General features: G+C 69.6%; 16 protein-coding genes. 12 read left to right on the top strand and 4 right to left on the bottom strand.

The window, feature by feature from the left end; translation table 11 throughout:
• Positions 1-7: 7 nt before the first annotated feature.
• From AC1DMS_RS04510 to fae, 6 genes are all read left to right on the top strand, one after another.
• Positions 8-925 carry an NAD(P)-dependent methylenetetrahydromethanopterin dehydrogenase gene (locus AC1DMS_RS04510; RefSeq protein ID WP_478083344.1) on the top strand — a complete coding sequence of 306 codons (918 nt, stop codon included), beginning with the start codon at positions 8-10 and terminating at the stop codon, positions 923-925.
• Positions 926-939: 14 nt separating this feature from the next.
• A complete protein-coding gene (locus AC1DMS_RS04505) occupies positions 940-2,085 on the top strand; it encodes an ATP-grasp domain-containing protein (RefSeq protein ID WP_478079201.1) in 1,146 nt (381 codons plus the stop codon).
• The gene (mch, locus tag AC1DMS_RS04500; RefSeq protein ID WP_478079200.1) at positions 2,082-3,089 is read left to right on the top strand and encodes a methenyltetrahydromethanopterin cyclohydrolase; all 1,008 of its coding nucleotides are present in this window, start codon (positions 2,082-2,084) and stop codon (positions 3,087-3,089) included. Before AC1DMS_RS04505 ends, mch begins: the two co-directional genes overlap by 4 nt.
• 2 nt (positions 3,090-3,091) lie before the next feature.
• Positions 3,092-4,045, top strand: coding sequence for an ATP-grasp domain-containing protein (locus tag AC1DMS_RS04495; RefSeq protein WP_478079199.1), 954 nt, complete (start codon positions 3,092-3,094; stop codon positions 4,043-4,045).
• Positions 4,045-4,992, top strand: coding sequence for a triphosphoribosyl-dephospho-CoA synthase (locus AC1DMS_RS04490; RefSeq protein WP_478079198.1), 948 nt, complete (start codon positions 4,045-4,047; stop codon positions 4,990-4,992). Before AC1DMS_RS04495 ends, AC1DMS_RS04490 begins: the two co-directional genes overlap by 1 nt.
• A gap of 83 nt (positions 4,993-5,075) precedes the next feature.
• Complete coding sequence (gene fae, locus AC1DMS_RS04485) at positions 5,076-5,588, top strand: formaldehyde-activating enzyme (RefSeq protein WP_012748178.1); 513 nt, start codon at positions 5,076-5,078, stop codon at positions 5,586-5,588.
• Between the two features lie 56 nt (positions 5,589-5,644).
• Here fae and AC1DMS_RS04480 read toward each other — a convergent pair whose 3' ends face one another.
• A complete protein-coding gene (locus AC1DMS_RS04480) occupies positions 5,645-6,154 on the bottom strand; it encodes a dihydroneopterin aldolase (protein ID WP_478079197.1) in 510 nt (169 codons plus the stop codon).
• A 210-nt stretch (positions 6,155-6,364) separates the two neighbouring features.
• Here AC1DMS_RS04480 and AC1DMS_RS04475 point away from each other — a divergent pair, with 210 nt between their 5' ends.
• The 5 genes from AC1DMS_RS04475 to AC1DMS_RS04455 are packed head-to-tail and all read left to right on the top strand — an operon-like array spanning position 6,365 to position 11,824.
• A complete protein-coding gene (locus AC1DMS_RS04475) occupies positions 6,365-8,416 on the top strand; it encodes a sigma-54-dependent Fis family transcriptional regulator (protein ID WP_478083342.1) in 2,052 nt (683 codons plus the stop codon).
• A gap of 18 nt (positions 8,417-8,434) precedes the next feature.
• Positions 8,435-9,088, top strand: coding sequence for a flavoprotein (locus AC1DMS_RS04470; RefSeq protein ID WP_478079195.1), 654 nt, complete (start codon positions 8,435-8,437; stop codon positions 9,086-9,088).
• The gene (locus tag AC1DMS_RS04465) at positions 9,067-10,542 is read left to right on the top strand and encodes a DUF6513 domain-containing protein (RefSeq protein ID WP_478079194.1); all 1,476 of its coding nucleotides are present in this window, start codon (positions 9,067-9,069) and stop codon (positions 10,540-10,542) included. Before AC1DMS_RS04470 ends, AC1DMS_RS04465 begins: the two co-directional genes overlap by 22 nt.
• A complete protein-coding gene (locus AC1DMS_RS04460; RefSeq protein ID WP_436044216.1) occupies positions 10,539-11,123 on the top strand; it encodes a DUF447 domain-containing protein in 585 nt (194 codons plus the stop codon). The genes AC1DMS_RS04465 and AC1DMS_RS04460 overlap by 4 nt, the downstream gene beginning before the upstream one ends.
• Positions 11,120-11,824 (top strand): (5-formylfuran-3-yl)methyl phosphate synthase, encoded by a 705-nt coding sequence (locus AC1DMS_RS04455; RefSeq protein WP_478079193.1) that lies wholly within the window; start codon positions 11,120-11,122, stop codon positions 11,822-11,824. The genes AC1DMS_RS04460 and AC1DMS_RS04455 overlap by 4 nt, the downstream gene beginning before the upstream one ends.
• Before the next feature lie 3 nt (positions 11,825-11,827).
• Here the strand turns inward: AC1DMS_RS04455 and AC1DMS_RS04450 are convergent, their stop codons facing one another.
• The 3 genes from AC1DMS_RS04450 to AC1DMS_RS04440 are packed head-to-tail and all read right to left on the bottom strand — an operon-like array spanning position 11,828 to position 14,503.
• Complete coding sequence (locus tag AC1DMS_RS04450; RefSeq protein WP_018904593.1) at positions 11,828-12,427, bottom strand: amino acid kinase family protein; 600 nt, start codon at positions 12,425-12,427, stop codon at positions 11,828-11,830.
• Positions 12,427-13,527: a hydantoinase/oxoprolinase family protein gene (locus AC1DMS_RS04445; RefSeq protein ID WP_478079192.1), complete on the bottom strand. Its 1,101-nt coding sequence runs from the start codon at positions 13,525-13,527 to the stop codon at positions 12,427-12,429. Before AC1DMS_RS04445 ends, AC1DMS_RS04450 begins: the two co-directional genes overlap by 1 nt.
• Positions 13,514-14,503 carry an ATP-grasp domain-containing protein gene (locus AC1DMS_RS04440; RefSeq protein ID WP_478079191.1) on the bottom strand — a complete coding sequence of 330 codons (990 nt, stop codon included), beginning with the start codon at positions 14,501-14,503 and terminating at the stop codon, positions 13,514-13,516. The genes AC1DMS_RS04445 and AC1DMS_RS04440 overlap by 14 nt, the downstream gene beginning before the upstream one ends.
• 38 nt (positions 14,504-14,541) lie before the next feature.
• Here AC1DMS_RS04440 and AC1DMS_RS04435 point away from each other — a divergent pair, with 38 nt between their 5' ends.
• Positions 14,542-15,276, top strand: coding sequence for a HisA/HisF-related TIM barrel protein (locus AC1DMS_RS04435; protein ID WP_478079190.1), 735 nt, complete (start codon positions 14,542-14,544; stop codon positions 15,274-15,276).
• The last annotated feature ends 227 nt before the right edge of the window (positions 15,277-15,503 follow it).

Below are 15,503 nucleotides of genomic sequence, written 5' to 3'. Positions count from 1 at the left end.
GGTCCTCATGGAACGTCCCCGCATCCTCCACATGTTCACCCCCGGCCAACAGATGAGCCCGTTCGACATCAACATGGCAGCGGACGCCGGCTACCAGATCATCGTGCCCTACTGCGAAGTGGGCCTGGACCGCATCACCGGGCTGACGCAGGACACCATCTTCTCGCGCGGGCCCAAGGGCGTGGCGCGCACCGGCATCTTCATCGGCGGGCGCGATGCGCAGCTGGCGGCGGACATGCTCGAGCGCGCACGAACCTCGATGGTCAAGCCCTTCGTCGTCTCAGTGATGGCCGACCCGAGCGGCGCCTACACCACGGCCGCGGCCATGGTGGCCTGCGTCGAGGCCGCGCTCAAGCGCCACCATGGGCAGGGCCTGGAAGGCCAGCGCGTGGTGATCCTCGGCGGCACGGGGCCGGTGGGCCGCGTGGCGGGCGTGATCGCTGCAGGAGCCGGTGCCGAGGTGTACCTGTCCAGCCGCAACGGCATCGACGCGGCGCAGGAAGCGGCCGACGAAACCGGGCAGCGCTTCGGCGTGAAGCTGCACGGCCTCTCGGGCGGCGACCCTGACGCCGTGCGCCGCTCCATCGCCGATGCCGACGTGCTGCTGGCCTGCGCGGCCGCGGGCGCGCAGGTGGTGTCCCGCGAGGCACTCGGCGCCGCGACGCGGCTCAAGGTGGCGGCCGACGTGAACGCCGTGCCGCCCGAAGGCATTGCCGGCGTCGGCGTGATGGACGACGCCAAGCCATTGGCCGGCACGCAGGCCGTGGCCATCGGCGCGCTGGCGGTGGGCAACGTCAAGTACCAGACCCAGCATCGGCTGCTGGTGCAGATGTGCGAGGCCGAAAAAGCACAGGTGCTGAGCTTTCCCGAAGCCTTTGCGGTGGCCCGCGCATTCCTGGTCGAGCAGGCCGGAAAGACGGCTTGAAGCCAGCTGGAACCATGCAGACGATCGCCGTCGCTGCCATCTCCGCGCGCGCCATGGCCGAGGCGGCGGCAAGCGAGGGCTTCAAGGTGATCGCGCTCGATCTGTTCGGCGATGTCGATACGCGCCGCGCGGCGTCGCGCTGGCTGCCGATCGGCGCGCCCGGCAGTTTGCAGATCGATGCGGCCAGCGTGCTGGCTGCGCTGCGCACGCTGGCAGAGGACAGCGAACCGGTGCTGGGCTGGATCGCAGCCAGCGGTTTCGAGGGCGAACCCGATTTGCTGGAAGAGGGCGCGGCCGTGCTGCCGCTGATCGGCACCGCGCCCGCGGCCGTGCGCCGCCTGCGCGATCCCGCGGCCTTTTTCGGCTTTCTCACGGCGCAGGTCATCCCCTTTCCGCAAGTGCTGCTGCAGCCGCCCGAGGACCCCACAGGATGGCTCATGAAGGACGCGCACGGCTGCGGCGGCTGGCATGTGCGCCATGCGCCGTGGTCGATCGACGAGCCGCCGTCTTTGCACCACTACTTCCAGCGCGAAATGGCCGGGCTGCCGATGTCGGCCACTTTCATCGCCAATGGCCGCGATGTGCATGTGCTCGGCTTCAACGAGCAGACCGTGCGCCGCTTCGGCACGCGGCCCTTCGTGTTCTGCGGTGCCGTCGGGCCGGTGCCCGTGGCAGAGGACATCGCGCGCCGCGTGACGGCCATTGCGCGCGCTCTGGCCGTGGAGTTCGAACTGCGCGGCCTGTGCAGCCTCGACTTCATGCGCGACGGCGACGCCATCGGCGTGCTGGAGGTCAATCCGAGGCCACCGGCCAGCATGAGCCTCTACAAGGCGCCCGCCGCCTCACCAGGCGTGATGCAGGCGCATCTGCATGCCTGCCTGCATGGCGAACTGCCGCCGCCGGCGATGCCACTGCATGCGCTGGAGGTCGAAGGCATCGAGATCGTGTTCGCACGGCAGCCGTTGCAGCTGGATGCGGCCGCGGCCGAGCGCCTCGCCGCATGGCCCGGCATCCGCGACCTGCCCGAGGCCGGCCAGCGCTTCGACATCGACGACCCCGTGTGCACCCTGACCGCAAGCGGAAGCAGCGCGCAGCAGGTGCGCACCCGCTTGAACGAAAGCCGCGAGCGGCTGCTGCAATCACTGGAGACCAAGGCATGAGCAACACTTCCCCGCCCGCGGCCGCGTCGGGCCTGAGCGTCAACCTGCTGGCCCGGCCGCTGGTCGAGCGCCTGCTGGCCGATGCCGATGCGCTCGGGCTGCAGCTGCGCCGCGACGACAGCGGCGCGCGCATCGTCGATGCCGGCATCGAGGCACGCGGCAGCGTGGCGGCCGGCCTGCAGATCGGCGAGATCTGCATGGGCGGGCTGGGGCATGTGAACCTGCGCAGCGGCGCCGCAGCCGAGGGCTGGCCCACGTGGCTCGACGTGCGCAGCTCGCAGCCGGTGCTGGCCTGCCTTGGCAGCCAGTACGCCGGCTGGAGCCTCTCGGCCACCAAGGAAGAGACCGGCGGCAAGAAGTTCTTTTCGCTCGGCTCGGGGCCGGCGCGCGCGCTGGCGGTCAAGGAAAAACTCTTTGCCGAACTGGGCTACCGCGACCATGCACCCTGCGGCGTGCTGGTGCTGGAAGTCGATCGCGCGCCGCCGAAGATCGTGATCGACAAGCTGCTGCGCGATTGCGGCTTGGCTGCCGAAGCGCTGACCCTGATCCTCACGCCCACCACCAGCCTGGCGGGCACCACGCAGGTGGTGGCGCGCGTGCTCGAGGTGGCGCTGCACAAGGCGCACGAGCTCGGATTTGCGCTCGCCAACATCGTCGAGGGGGCCGGCACCGCGCCGCTGCCGTCGCCGAGCGCCGATGGCGTCGAGGCCATGGGCCGCACCAACGACGCCATCCTGTACGGCGGCCGCGTGCACCTGACGGTCCGCGGCGACGATGCCGCGGCACGCGAGCTGGCGCGCGCGCTGCCCTCGCGCAATTCGCGCGACCACGGCCGCTCGTTCGCCGAGATCTTCAAGGAGGTCGAGTACGACTTCTACAAGATCGACGGCGCCTTGTTCGCACCGGCCGAGGTGTGGGTCAGCAACATCGACAGCGGCAACACCTGGCACGGTGGCGCGCCCGACATGGCGCTGCTGCAGCGCCTGTGGCTGCAGGAGGCCTGACCGTGCGCATCGTCATCATGACGGACGAGATCGGCTGGCACACGCGCCAGCTGCAGGCCGCGCTGCGCGCACGCGGCGCGGTGGGGCGCTGCGTCGACCTGGCCGACTGCAACATCGACACCACTGCGGCATGGCATGGCCTGGTCATTCCCGGCTATGGCCGCGAGCTGCCCGATGCGGTGCTGGTGCGCGGCATCGCCGGCGGAAGCTTCGAGCAGGTCACCAAGCGCCTGGGCGTGCTGCATGCCCTGCGCGAACTGGGCGTGCCGGTCTACAACGATGCGCGCGCCATCGAGCGCACGGTCGACAAGTCGATGACCAGCCTGCTGCTGCATGCCGCGCGCATTCCCGCGCCCGCCACCTGGGCCACCGAGTCGGCGGCGCAGGCGCGGCGCATCGCCATGCGCGAGATGGCCGCGGGCCATGCGCTGGTGCTCAAGCCCTTGTTCGGCTCGCAGGGAAAGAACCTGCAGCTGGTGGGCGAGGTCGACGGCGCTCATCATCCGATGCCCGACATCGACGCGCGCTACGCGGGCCTGGCCTACCTGCAGCGCTTCGTGCCGCCCATGGCCTCGCCGGGCTTCGATTGGCGCGTGATGGTGGTGGGCGGGCGTGCCGTCACCGCGATGCGGCGCGTCAGCACGCACTGGATCCACAACGTGGCCCAGGGCGCGCGCTGCGAGCCGGCCGTGCTGGAGCCCGTGCTTGCGCAACTGGCCGAAGGCGCGGCGCAGGCGCTCGATATGGACTACGCGGGCGTGGACCTCATCGCGGCGGCCAGCGGGCCGAAGATCCAGGTGCTCGAGGTCAATGGCGTGGCGGCCTGGCAGGGGCTGCAGCGCGTGACGGGCTTCAACATCGCGCGCGCCATCGTCGACGACCTGCTCGACCGCAAGCTCGCGCAGGCGCGCCGCCTCGCGCAGCAGAACCTGCCGCCGCCGGAGCGCCGCGCCTGATGATGATGACGAATGCGCGGCAGGCGGCCATCGAGCGTGCACGGGCCTGCTTCCTGCGCGCCTGCTGGCTCGACGTGGCGGTGCGCAAGCCAGGCAACGTGAGCCAGGCTTCGCCGGGCCACGGCATGCAGGCCTCGATGTTCATCGCCAGCGCCGAGGCCGCAGCCGATGCGCTGTTCGAGCCCGGCTTGCGCGTGGGTGCGCGCATCGAGGCTGCCGTGGCCGCTACCTGGGCGGTGGCGGGGTGCAACACCAATCTCGGCATCCTGCTGCTGTGCGCGCCCATCGCGCTCGCGGTGGAGCAGCATCCGCAGGCCGCAACCCCCATGGCCTTGCGCGCGGCCGTGGCGTCGGTGCTGGCCGCGCTCGACATCGACGATGCGCGCGCCGCCTACCGCGCGATTGCGCAGGCGCATCCCGGTGGCATCGGCACCGCGCCGGCCGAGGACGTGCGCGATGCGCCCAGCGTCGACCTGCGTGCCGCCATGGCGCTTGCCGCCGACCGCGACCTCATCGCGCGCCAGTACCGCGACGGTTTCGCGGACCTGTTCGCGCTGGCGTTCCAGGAGCCGGTGCAGCCGGCGGGCTGCGGCGACGTGCCGGCCGATACCGGTGCACCACCCGATGCCGCCACTGTGGCTTTCGTCCAACGGCTTTACCTGGCCTGCCTGAGCGCCTTTCCTGATTCACACATTGTTCGAAAACACGGCGATCGCGTGGCACAGACTGTCATGACGGCGGCGCAGGCCTGGCGGGAGCGCGCCGGCGCGGGCGTGGCGCTCGACGCCGACCCCGGCTTCGCGGCCTGGGACCTTTCCCTCAAGGCCGCAGGCGTCAATCCCGGGACCAGCGCCGATTTCACCGTGGCGGCGCTGCTGCTTTCAAGCTGGATCCGCTCGTGCGCGGCGCCTGCGCGCGACGCGGCCGATGGATGGCACGGATCGTGATACCCATGGCTTTGCGCTGGTCTTCCTGACCAGTGTCGTATTGACCCTAAACACCTTGGACCTCTGAGAGGAGACTCGAAACCATGGCAAAAATCGATCGACTGATGGTGGGCGAATCGCTCGTTGGCGACGGCAACGAAGTAGCCCATATCGACCTGATCATCGGACCGCGCGGCAGCGCTGCCGAGACCGCCTTCGCGAACGCGTTGACGAACAACAAGGACGGCTTCACTTCGCTGCTCGCAGTCGTGGCTCCCAACCTGCTGACCAAGCCGGCCACCGTGATGTTCAACAAAGTGACCATCAAGGGCGCCAAGCAGGCGGTGCAGATGTTCGGGCCGGCGCAGCGCGCCGTGGCGCTGGCGGTGGCCGACAGCGTCGAGGATGGCACCATCCCCATGGCGGAGGCGGACAACCTGTTCATCTGCGTCGGCGTGTTCATCCACTGGCTTGCCGACGACGACAAGAAGATCCAGGACTACAACTACCAGGCCACCCGCGAAGCCATCCAGCGCGCCGTGGCCGGCTCGCCGACGGCCGCGGAAGTGGTCGACAAGAAGGGCACGACGGCGCACCCGTTCGCAGCCCACCTCTGAGCCGCAAGAACAAAAGCCGACGCGTGAACCGCGTCGGCTTTTTTATCTTCGGAGGTTCAGTGCTTGGCGGGCACCATGCCGCTCGCAAGAAAGTTCAGCACGGTGGCGCCGTGCCCCAGCTTCGAGGCGCGGTGCGTGGGTGCATGGCGCTCGATCTGCACACCCACGGCCTGCACGTCGTCGAACTTGCGCGGCTTCACGACCTTCACGCGGACCCAGCTGGCGCCGAACTCGTCGATGAGGATGTCGGCAATGGCCTCTGCAAAGGCCTCCAGCAGCTGCAGCCGGTGCTCGGCCATGAGCCGCACCAGCCGCTCGCGCACCACGCCGTAGTCGATGGTGTCGCCGATGCGGTCGGTGTCGCAGGCGCGTGCGCGGGGCACGCCGGCGTGCACGTCGATCAAGAGCGGCTGCGGATGATGCAGCTCGGAGTCGTGGATGCCGATCACCGTCTGGCCGCTGAAGCCCTCGATGAAGATCAGGTCCATGGGCGCAGGTGTCTCGGCCGCATCGGGCGAGGCATTCGAGGAAAGGCGGGCGATGGAAGGACGCGGGCTGGTGTTCAAGTGGTGTCTCCAGTGATCGAATATGTTTGAAAGTGTGTCTGGCGGCATGCAAGCCCACCCCAGCGAGACTCGTCAACGCAAAATGCAGGCCAGAGACCGGACCCGCTCCGGCATTGCCAGTGCTTGGTGTTTCACCGGGTGCGCGGCAGGCCGGCAGGCACAACAATGGGCCGAACAAGGAGACACGATGGAACGCGCCGGAGAACTCCAATGACATTGACGCTGAGACAAGGCGATCGACACGCTGACCGTGTGCTCGACGTGGTGAGGCGGGGCTTTCATGAAGAGGGCAATGACCTGGTCACGCGCTCGTGGAGCCGCTGCCTGAACCAGTACCAGCTCGATCCGGGCCGCCCGCGCGAACCGGTGGTCATTGCATCGTCGGCGCTGCAGAGCCGGCGCAACCAGCATGCCGACGTCATCGAGTGCGCACGCTACGAGATGACCACGCTCTACCAGCAGCTCGCCGATGCCGAATCCGCCGTGGTGCTGACCGACACCGACGGCGTGATCGTGCACATGGTGTCCTCGCCCGAGTTCGCCGCCGAAGCGGAGCCCATGGGCCTGCGCGCCGGCGGCATGTGGGGCGAGGCCGAGGCCGGCACCAACGGCATGGGCACTTGCCTGGCCGCGGCGCATCCGATCTCCGTGCGGCGCGAAGAACATTTCTTCAGCCACTTCACGCAGCTCACGTGCTCGGCGGTGCCGGTGTTCGATCCGTCCGGCGAGATCATCGCGGTGCTCGACGTGACCAGCCGATCCAGCCTCATGCAGCAGCACGTGCTGGTGCTCTTGGGCATGACGGCGCGCATGATCGAGAACCGGCTCATCGACAAGCGCTTCTCGAATGCGCATCCGCTGCACTTCCACAGCCGGCCCGAATTCGTCTACACGCTGCATGAAGGCAAGCTCGCGGTCGGCGACGACGGGCGCATTCTTGCGGCCAACCGCAGCGCCTTGTTCCAGCTCGGCCTGCAGTCGATGGACGAGATCCGCACGCAGCGCATCGACGACCTGTTCCAGACCTCGCTCGAAGACATCGTCCAGCGCAGCCTTTCTTCTTCATTCCATCCGGTGGTGGCCTACCGCGCCAATGCGGCGCTGCGCTTCTTCGCGGTGGCGCGGCGGCCGGCTTCGGACGCCGCCACGCCGGCGCGTGCGCGCGTGGCCGGCGCGGCAGGCACGGCTTCGATGGTGGCGGAGACGGGCGCCGAAGTCTTCCGCGCGCCATTGCGGCCGGCGGCCGCGCGTGCGCCGAGCGTCCGCACCTTCAAGGACGCGCGGCTGGTCGCGCACCTGGACACCGCGCGGCGCGTGGTCGCGCGCCGGACTCCCGTGCTGCTGTGCGGCGAGACGGGCTCGGGCAAGGAAGTGTTCGCGCGCGCCATCCACGAGAGCAGCCCGCACGCAGACGGCGCCTTCGTCGCAGTCAATTGCGCGAGCCTGCCCGAGACGCTGATCGAATCCGAACTCTTCGGCTACAAGGCCGGCGCCTTCACCGGCGCACAGCGCAGCGGGCGGCGCGGCAAGATCCTGCAGGCCGACGGCGGCACCTTGTTCCTCGACGAAATCGCCGACATGCCGCTGGAGCTGCAGGCCCGGCTGCTGCGCGTGCTCGACGAGCGCCAGGTCACGCCGCTGGGCACCGAGGACACCCATCCGGTGGACTTCCAGCTCGTGAGCGCGAGCCACCAGCACCTGCCGAGCCTGGTGCGCGAAGGCCGCTTCCGCGAAGATCTCTACTACCGCCTGGCCGGCATCGAACTCGACCTGCCCGCGCTGCGCGACCGCAGCGACAAGCGCGATCTGATCCACGACGTGCTCAAGGACGAAGGCGGCAGCGACAGCCGGCTCGGCGAAGAGGCCGAGCGCCTGCTCATGGCCTATTCATGGCCCGGCAACCTGCGGCAGTTGCGCCATGTGCTGCGCAGCGCCGCCGCGCTGGCCGACGGCAAGACCATCACGCGGGAGCACCTGCCTTCGCTGGCCGTGCGCACGGCACCTTCGCCATTGCCCGCGCTGGCCCATGCGGCAGTGTCCGAACCGTCGTCCGATGCCGCCGCGGAAGCGTCGCCGTCCGATGCGGCACCTGCCATCAAGCAACTCAACCCGATCCAGGCCAACGAGCGGCAGGTGCTGCTGCAGATGCTCGAGCAGCATCGCTGGAACGTGAGCAACGTCGCCAAGGCGCTCGATGTCAGCCGCAACACCCTGTACCGAAAACTCCACAAGCTTCACATCGAGATCTCTCCACCCGATTGAGCCCAAAGGCTCGCAGACATGACGAACGGGGAGCCGGCGGGCAAGGGCAAGATCGATCCACGCGGCGCCGCATTGGCCGCCGAAGACGGCGAAGCGCCGCTGCCGGCATCGCCGCCGCGTTCGCGGCTGGCCTGGTGCATCACGGGTTCGGGCCATTTCCTGGAGGAATCGCTTGCGATTGCGGCGCGGCTGCCTTCGGTCGACCTGTTCCTCTCGGCCGCGGCCGAGGAGGTGCTGCCCATCTACAAGCTGCAGATCGAGGCGCTGAAACCGCGCTTCCGTGTCTTTCGCGACAAGACCGCCAGCGGCGTGCCGGTGGGCATGCTCTACGACGATGTCTATCACACGGTGGTGGTGGCGCCGGCCACCAGCAACACGGTGGCCAAGTGCGCATTCGGCATCAGCGACTCGCTGCCGACCAACATGTTTGCGCAAGCCGGCAAGCTCGGCATTCCTGGCATCGTGTTTGCATGCGATACGGAACCGGTGGTGGTGACCAAGTCGCCGCATGACTGGGTCACGCTGCGTCCGCGGCGCATCGAACTGGACAACGTGGAGCGGCTGCGCGGCATCGACTTTTGCCAGGTGGTCTGTTCACCGGCCCAACTGGAGACCGCGCTCGACACGCGCCTGAAGGAACTTTCTCTCGCATGGAACACATCGTCTTCCTGACCGGGCGCCTCGCCCAAGCCAGCCTCACGCGGGTGCTGGCCGGGATCGAGGCGGCACCGTTCACATGGGAAGTGCGCGAGATCGGCCTGCAGGTGGCGGCACTGATGACGGCCGACATGATCCGCCGCCGCGTTGCGGCCCCGGTGTTCACCGAGGGCGAAGGCGAGGGCGCCGCACCGCGCCGCGCCGACCGCATCATGGTGCCGGGCCGCTGCCGCGGCGACGTCGAGGCGCTGAGCCTTCACTTCGGCGTTCCGGTGGAGCGCGGCCCGCAAGAGCTGAAAGACCTGCCGCGCCACTTCAACCGCAGCGCGCGCGCCGTCGACCTGGACGACTACGAGGTCGCGATCTTTGCCGAGATCGTCGATGCGCCGCGGCTCTCGGTGGCGCAGATCATCGCGCGCGCGCAGCAACTCGCGGCCGACGGTGCCAACGTGATCGACCTGGGCTGCCTGCCCGAAACGCGCTTCGACCACCTGGCCGAAAGCGTGCAGGCGCTGAAGGCCGCGGGCTTCCAGGTCAGCGTCGATTCGAGCGACACACAGGAGCTGCTGCTCGGCGGCAAGGCCGGCGCCGACTACCTGCTGAGCCTTACGCTCGACACCCTGTGGATCGCCGACGAGGTCGCGGCCACGCCCGTGCTGATACCGCGCGTTCCGGCCGATGAAGCGTCGCTGTACGAAGCCGTCGAGCAGATGCAGCGCCGCGGCCGCGCCTTCCTGGCCGATTCGATCCTCGACCCCATACCTTTCGGCCTGACCGCCTCCATCGTGCGCTACCACCGGCTGCGCGAGCGCTTCCCCGATGCGCCGATCATGCTGGGCGTGGGCAACCTCACCGAGCTCACCGAGGCCGACACCAGCGGCATCAACGCGGTGCTGTTCGGCATTGCCGCCGAGCTGAACGTGGCGGCGGTGCTGACCACCCAGGTGAGCCAGCATGCGCGCCGCGCGGTGAGCGAGGCCGACTGGGCGCGCCGCATCATGCATGCAGCGGCGCGCAACGCCACCTTGCCCAAGGGCATGAGCGATGCGCTGATGACCGTGCATGCCAAGCATCCCTTCCCCGACACGCCCGAAGAAATCGGCGAGATCGCCTCGCAGGTGCGCGACCCCAACTTTCGCGTGCAGATATCGCCGCTCGGCCTGCACGTGTACAACCGCGACGGCATGCGGCTTGCCCAGGGCGCCTTCGAACTCTGGCCGCAGCTCCAGCTGCAGGACGACGCCGACCATGCGTTCTACATGGGCGTGGAGCTGGCGCGCGCCGAGATCGCCTGGCAGCTCGGCAAGCGCTACGTGCAGGACCAGCCGCTCGACTGGGGCTGCGCCGCGCCGCGGGCCACCGAAGACCTCGCGCGCTGGTGCGCACCGGGAACCACCATGAAGACATCGAAGAAGAACAGCGCAGCCGAGAGCGGTGCCGCCAGCACCACCGCGCCATCCCCCTCATGAACGACCAGATCTTCGAAGCCGTGGTGACCACCGTGGCCCCCGGCGGCAAGCCGCACGTGGCGCCCATGGGCATCCGCTACCAGGAGGGCGGCATCCTGCTGATGCCGTTCAAGCCCTCGACCACGCACGACAACATCGTGGCCACCGGCCATGCGGTGCTCAACATCGTCTGCGACACGCGCGTGTTCGCGGGCTGCGTCACGGGCCGCAAGCTGTGGCCCACGCTGCCGGCCGAGCGCATCGAAGGCGTGCGGCTGGCTGCTGCGCTGCGCCACGTCGAACTCGAACTGGCCGAGCAGCGCGACGACGTGCAGCGGCCGGTATTGCGCATGGTGGCCGTGCACGAGGCCACGCATGCGCCGTTTGCCGGCTTCAACCGCGCGCAGGCCGCGGTGATCGAAGGCGCCGTGCTGGTGAGCCGGCTGCACATGCTCCCCCCCGAAAAAGTGGAAACCGAAATGACCTACCTGCAGATCGCGATCGACAAGACCGCCGGCCCCGAGGAACGCGAGGCCTGGGAGTGGCTGCGCGCCGCGGTCGCGCAGCACCGTGCTGCCACCGCCCGGGAGCGCACATCATGACGATGCGCATGCTGGTCAGTGTGCGCAGCGTGGACGAAGCCCTGCTCGCGGCCCGCGGCGGCGCCGACTTCATCGACCTGAAGGAACCCAACGAAGGCGCACTGGGCGGCCTGCCGGTGGCAACCATCGGCGCCATCGTGAGTGCGCTGCGCGGGCACGGCATCGGCCTGCCCGTGAGCGCGACGATCGGCGACCTGCCGATGCATGCGCGGGACGCGATCCTGGCGCAGGTGGACGCGGTCGGTGCCTGCGGCGTCGACTATGTGAAGGTCGGCATCGAGCGCGGGCCCGAGGCCTTCGCGGTGCTCGATGCGCTCGCGGCCTGCCACTGGCCGGTGGTGCCGGTCTTCATCGGCGACCACGGGCTCGATGCCGCGCTGGCCGCGCATGCCTGCACGCTGGGCTTTCCCGGGCTCATGGTCGACACCGCCGACAAGGAAGCCGGCAGCCTGTTCGATGCCGTGCCGATGGCCGATCTGCGCGCCTTCCTGGCCCAGGTGCGCGCGGCGGGACAAATGGCCGGCGTGGCGGGCGCGCTGCGCGTGGCGCATGTTCCGCTGCTGCAATCGCTCGCGCCGGACTTCGCGGGTTTTCGCAGCGCCGTCTGCGTGGGCGACCGCAAGGCGGCCCTGAGCCCGGAGCGGCTTGCGGCACTGGCCGCGCTGCTGCACGGCGAGGCGGTAGAGCCTGTAGCGGTCTGAACTTCAGCGCGGGGCGAAGGTGGCCTCGCCCAGCAGCAGCGCACGCATGGTCGCGAGCTGGTTCTTGTGGAGCAGGGTGATCGGAAACGCCGCATCGCCGGAGCGTTCGGCAAACTGCTGGTCGACCACGCCGGCATCGCCGAGCTCATTGAGCGTCATCTGCGGATCGATGGTGCACGACTTCACCAGCACCAGCTGCTCGGCATTGAGATGCTTGGCGAGGTCGAGCGCGATGGTGTCGGACGTGGCGTCCCAGCTGGTGCGGCCGTCCGGCTTGTCGCGCCGCAGTTCGAGCGGCAGCCACAGCGCGGTTTTTCCGCGCCGCAGCAGCTCGGGGATTTCGGTCTTGCGCGCGGCCAGCTGCAGCGCCGGGTTCAGCGCATGCAGCTGGTAGGCCGTCTGCGCCATGGCGAGCACCGCCATGTTGTGGGCGGCCAGGTCGTTGAACTGCCAGTGCGCCTGCACGCGCCGCACTTCGTCTGCAAAGGTGCCGCCGCCGCAGACCACCGTGACGCGGCCGCCGCCGATCTGCGTGAGCAGATCGAGCCACTGCGGCAGCACCGGGTCGGCACAGAGGCTGCCGCCAATCTTGACCACCCACATCAGTCGTGCTCCCTTTCGAACAGCGCGGCCACCGCCACGCTCGGCGCGCACACCTGCGCCCAGCCGGCGATGCCTGCGGGCGCATGGCGGGCGACGTTTGCCACGTCGCTGCCATAGGCGGCAAAGCGGCGCGGCACGGCACCCGCGCCTTCACCCTCTGCGGCGACGGCGGCCAGCCCAGGCACCAGGAAGGCGCCGCAGCCTGCGCTCACCACCACGGCATCGCGCGAGAGCGCATGCGCCGCCAGCACGCGGCGCAACTGCGCACCGATGGCCTCGACCTGCGCCGCGCGCCAGGCGCGCGCGAGCTCCAGCCATTCTTCAGCGGATGCATCGCGCTCGTCCAGCCCCACCATGCGCGCAAGGCGCTGGCGCGTGGCCGGCAGGCTCTTGGCTGCGTTGTCGGCGCTGGGGTGCAGGTCGTGCGCCGGGTCGAGCTCGCCGCACAGCCGGTAGACGTCGGCCGTGGTCGCGAAGAACTCGTTCATCACGTGCCTTGCCTGGCCGCGCCATTCGATGCGCTGGGTCAATGCGCACACCGGCGTGCGCACCACGCCGTGGTAGGCCAGCTCGCCACTCACCAGGCGCTCGGCGTCGGTGCGGCTGGTGGTCAGCACGCGCTGGTTGCCGAAGGCGATCAGGTCGGTGGTGGTGCTGCCGATGTCGACCAGCACGCCTTCGGGGAACACGAGCGCGGCATGCCGCGCGGTCGCGAGCCAGTTGGCCGAGGCGATGTGCTCCCAGTGCCGCGCGACATCGGCCGCCGTGCACCAGCCCGCATCGCCGGCAAAGAAATGCAGCGCGCCCGGCCGCGTGGGCAAGGTGGCCGCCAGTGCCGCGGCAATGCCGCGCACGCCGGCTTCGCGATCGGGAAACAGGTCGACCATCTCGCCCGTCATGGTGACGGCATGCTGTGCGGACGCAAGCATGGGCCAGCGCGTGCCTGCGGCCTGCAGCGCACGCGCCAGATGGTCGAGGCCCTGCCAGAGCGGACAGCCCCACTGCGCCACGTCGACCACCTCGCCGCCTTGCAGCAGGCAGGCCTTCACATGGGCGCCGCCGATGTCCCAGCCGATGGTGGTGCGTTCAGGCGACGGCACGCGCAAGTTCCCGTTCTTGGGTGCCGCCGCCGTGCAGGCGGTCCGCCAGCAGCTCCGCCGCCAGGTTGCGGCCCAGCGCCGCCGAGAGCCCGACATAGGCGCAGGTGACGCGCGGATTGACCTCGATCACCACCGGCCCGTGCTGCGGATGCCAGACCAGGTCGATGCCCGCGAAGCCGCGCAGCCCGGGGATGGCACGCGCCACCTGCATGGCCAGCGCGGCCAGGTCATGCCGGCGCGGATCGCCGCGGCCCACCGCATCGACATTCACGCCATCGAAAGACAGCTTGCCGTGCGCATCGATCGAAATGCGTTGGCGGTTGATGCTCAGCATTTCGGCATTCTGCTCCGTGCACAGCAGCGAGAGGCTCAGGGCTTCGCCCTCGATCCAGGGCTCGAGCGTCAAGGTGGCGCCGGCCTGCGTGCGCGTGGCCTGGTCGTCGAGCGCATCGGCGTGGCGCTGGTGCACGTGGGTGGCCACGCCGCCGGCGCCATCGTCGGGCTTGACCACCCAGCGCGCGATGTCGGGCGCATCGGCAAAGGCCAGCGGCGTTTGCACGCCGTGCGCGGCCAGGTGTGCGAGCGTGGCTTTCTTGCCGGCCGTGAGTTCGATGGCCTCGGCGCTGCAGCCGAGCCAGCGCGCATCGCCCACGGTGCGCTGGAAGCGCGCAAGCAGGCCGTCCGTCTCGGGCGCCACCAGCCACACGAGGTCGTGCAGCGCGCTCTGCCGCGCGACGAAGTCGAAGGCCGATTCGTTGGGGCGGGCCCGCAGTGGCACGGCGCCTGCAGGCAGGGTGTTCCCCGGTTCGCAGACTGCCGCGGAGACCGAACAATCGGCGGCGCGCACCAGGTCTGCCACCATGGCATCGCGCATCGACAGGCCCAGCGGCAGCAGCTCGTCGGCTGCGGTGTCGTCGCCATAGTCGCTCCAGCCGCCGCCGCTGAGATACTCGTAAACAAAAACGCGTTGGGTCATTTCATCATCCACTTTCCGGGTTCTTCCCCATCTTTCCCATGACTTCCGAACTGAACCTGATTCCTGTCGTCGACCTGCTGAACAGCCAGGTGGTGCGGGCCGTGCGCGGCGACCGCAAGGCCTACCGGCCGATCGTGTCGGCGCTGTGCGCCAGCAGCGATCCGGTGACGGTGGCGCGCATCCTGTGCGAGCACTGCGCGGCGCGCCAGCTGTACGTGGCCGACCTCGATGCCCTGCAGGGCGGGGCGGTGCAGGCCGGCGTGCTGGCCGATCTGCTGCAGGCGCTGCCGGGCATCGAGCTGTGGCTGGATGCCGGCTTGGCGGATGCATCGGCCGGCCAGGCGCTGCGCGAGCAGCTGGCGCCGTACGCGCCCCGCATCGTGCTGGTGTTCGGCAGCGAATCGCTGCGTTCGCGGGAGGCGCTGGAGCGCTGTTTCGAGGCCACGGCCGGTGATGGCGCCGGTGACCCCGGGGCGGCGCTGTCGCTGGACCGGCGCGACGGCCAGCGGCTCGATGCCGCCGGCTGCTGGGATGCGGTGGACCTGTGGCCGAAGCGGCTGATCGTGATGACGCTGGAGCGCGTCGGCTCCGGCGCCGGCCCCGACCTGGAAACGCTGCAGGAGGTGAGGCGCCTGGCGCCGGGCGCCATGGTGATCGGTGCCGGCGGCATCCGCAGCGAGGACGACCTGGCGCGTGCGAGCGCCGCCGGCGCCGATGCCTGGCTGGTGGCCAGCGCGCTGCACGACCTGCAATTGCCACGCGTACGCCGCTGATCTGCCGAAGCCGGTGCGACGAGGGTGGGTGAGGCGTGCCATCAGCCCGCTGTACACACGAACCGTGCCATCCACCGGCGGGCTCGCTTGCACTGCCGCCGGCCCCTGCCGGCACGCATTGACCGCCAAAAGCGCAACACTCTGTCTCACTTCGTGTGTGTCAACAGGGCCCGGTCCCAAGGCGCGGCGGCCCTTCGGGTGAATGGCACATGGCTTGCGTGGTGGCC

It is taken from the genome of Variovorax sp. 05T418 (assembly GCF_056396385.1).
Note: the sequence above shows the minus strand (reverse complement) of the source record. Positions and strands in the feature narration are given on the sequence as shown.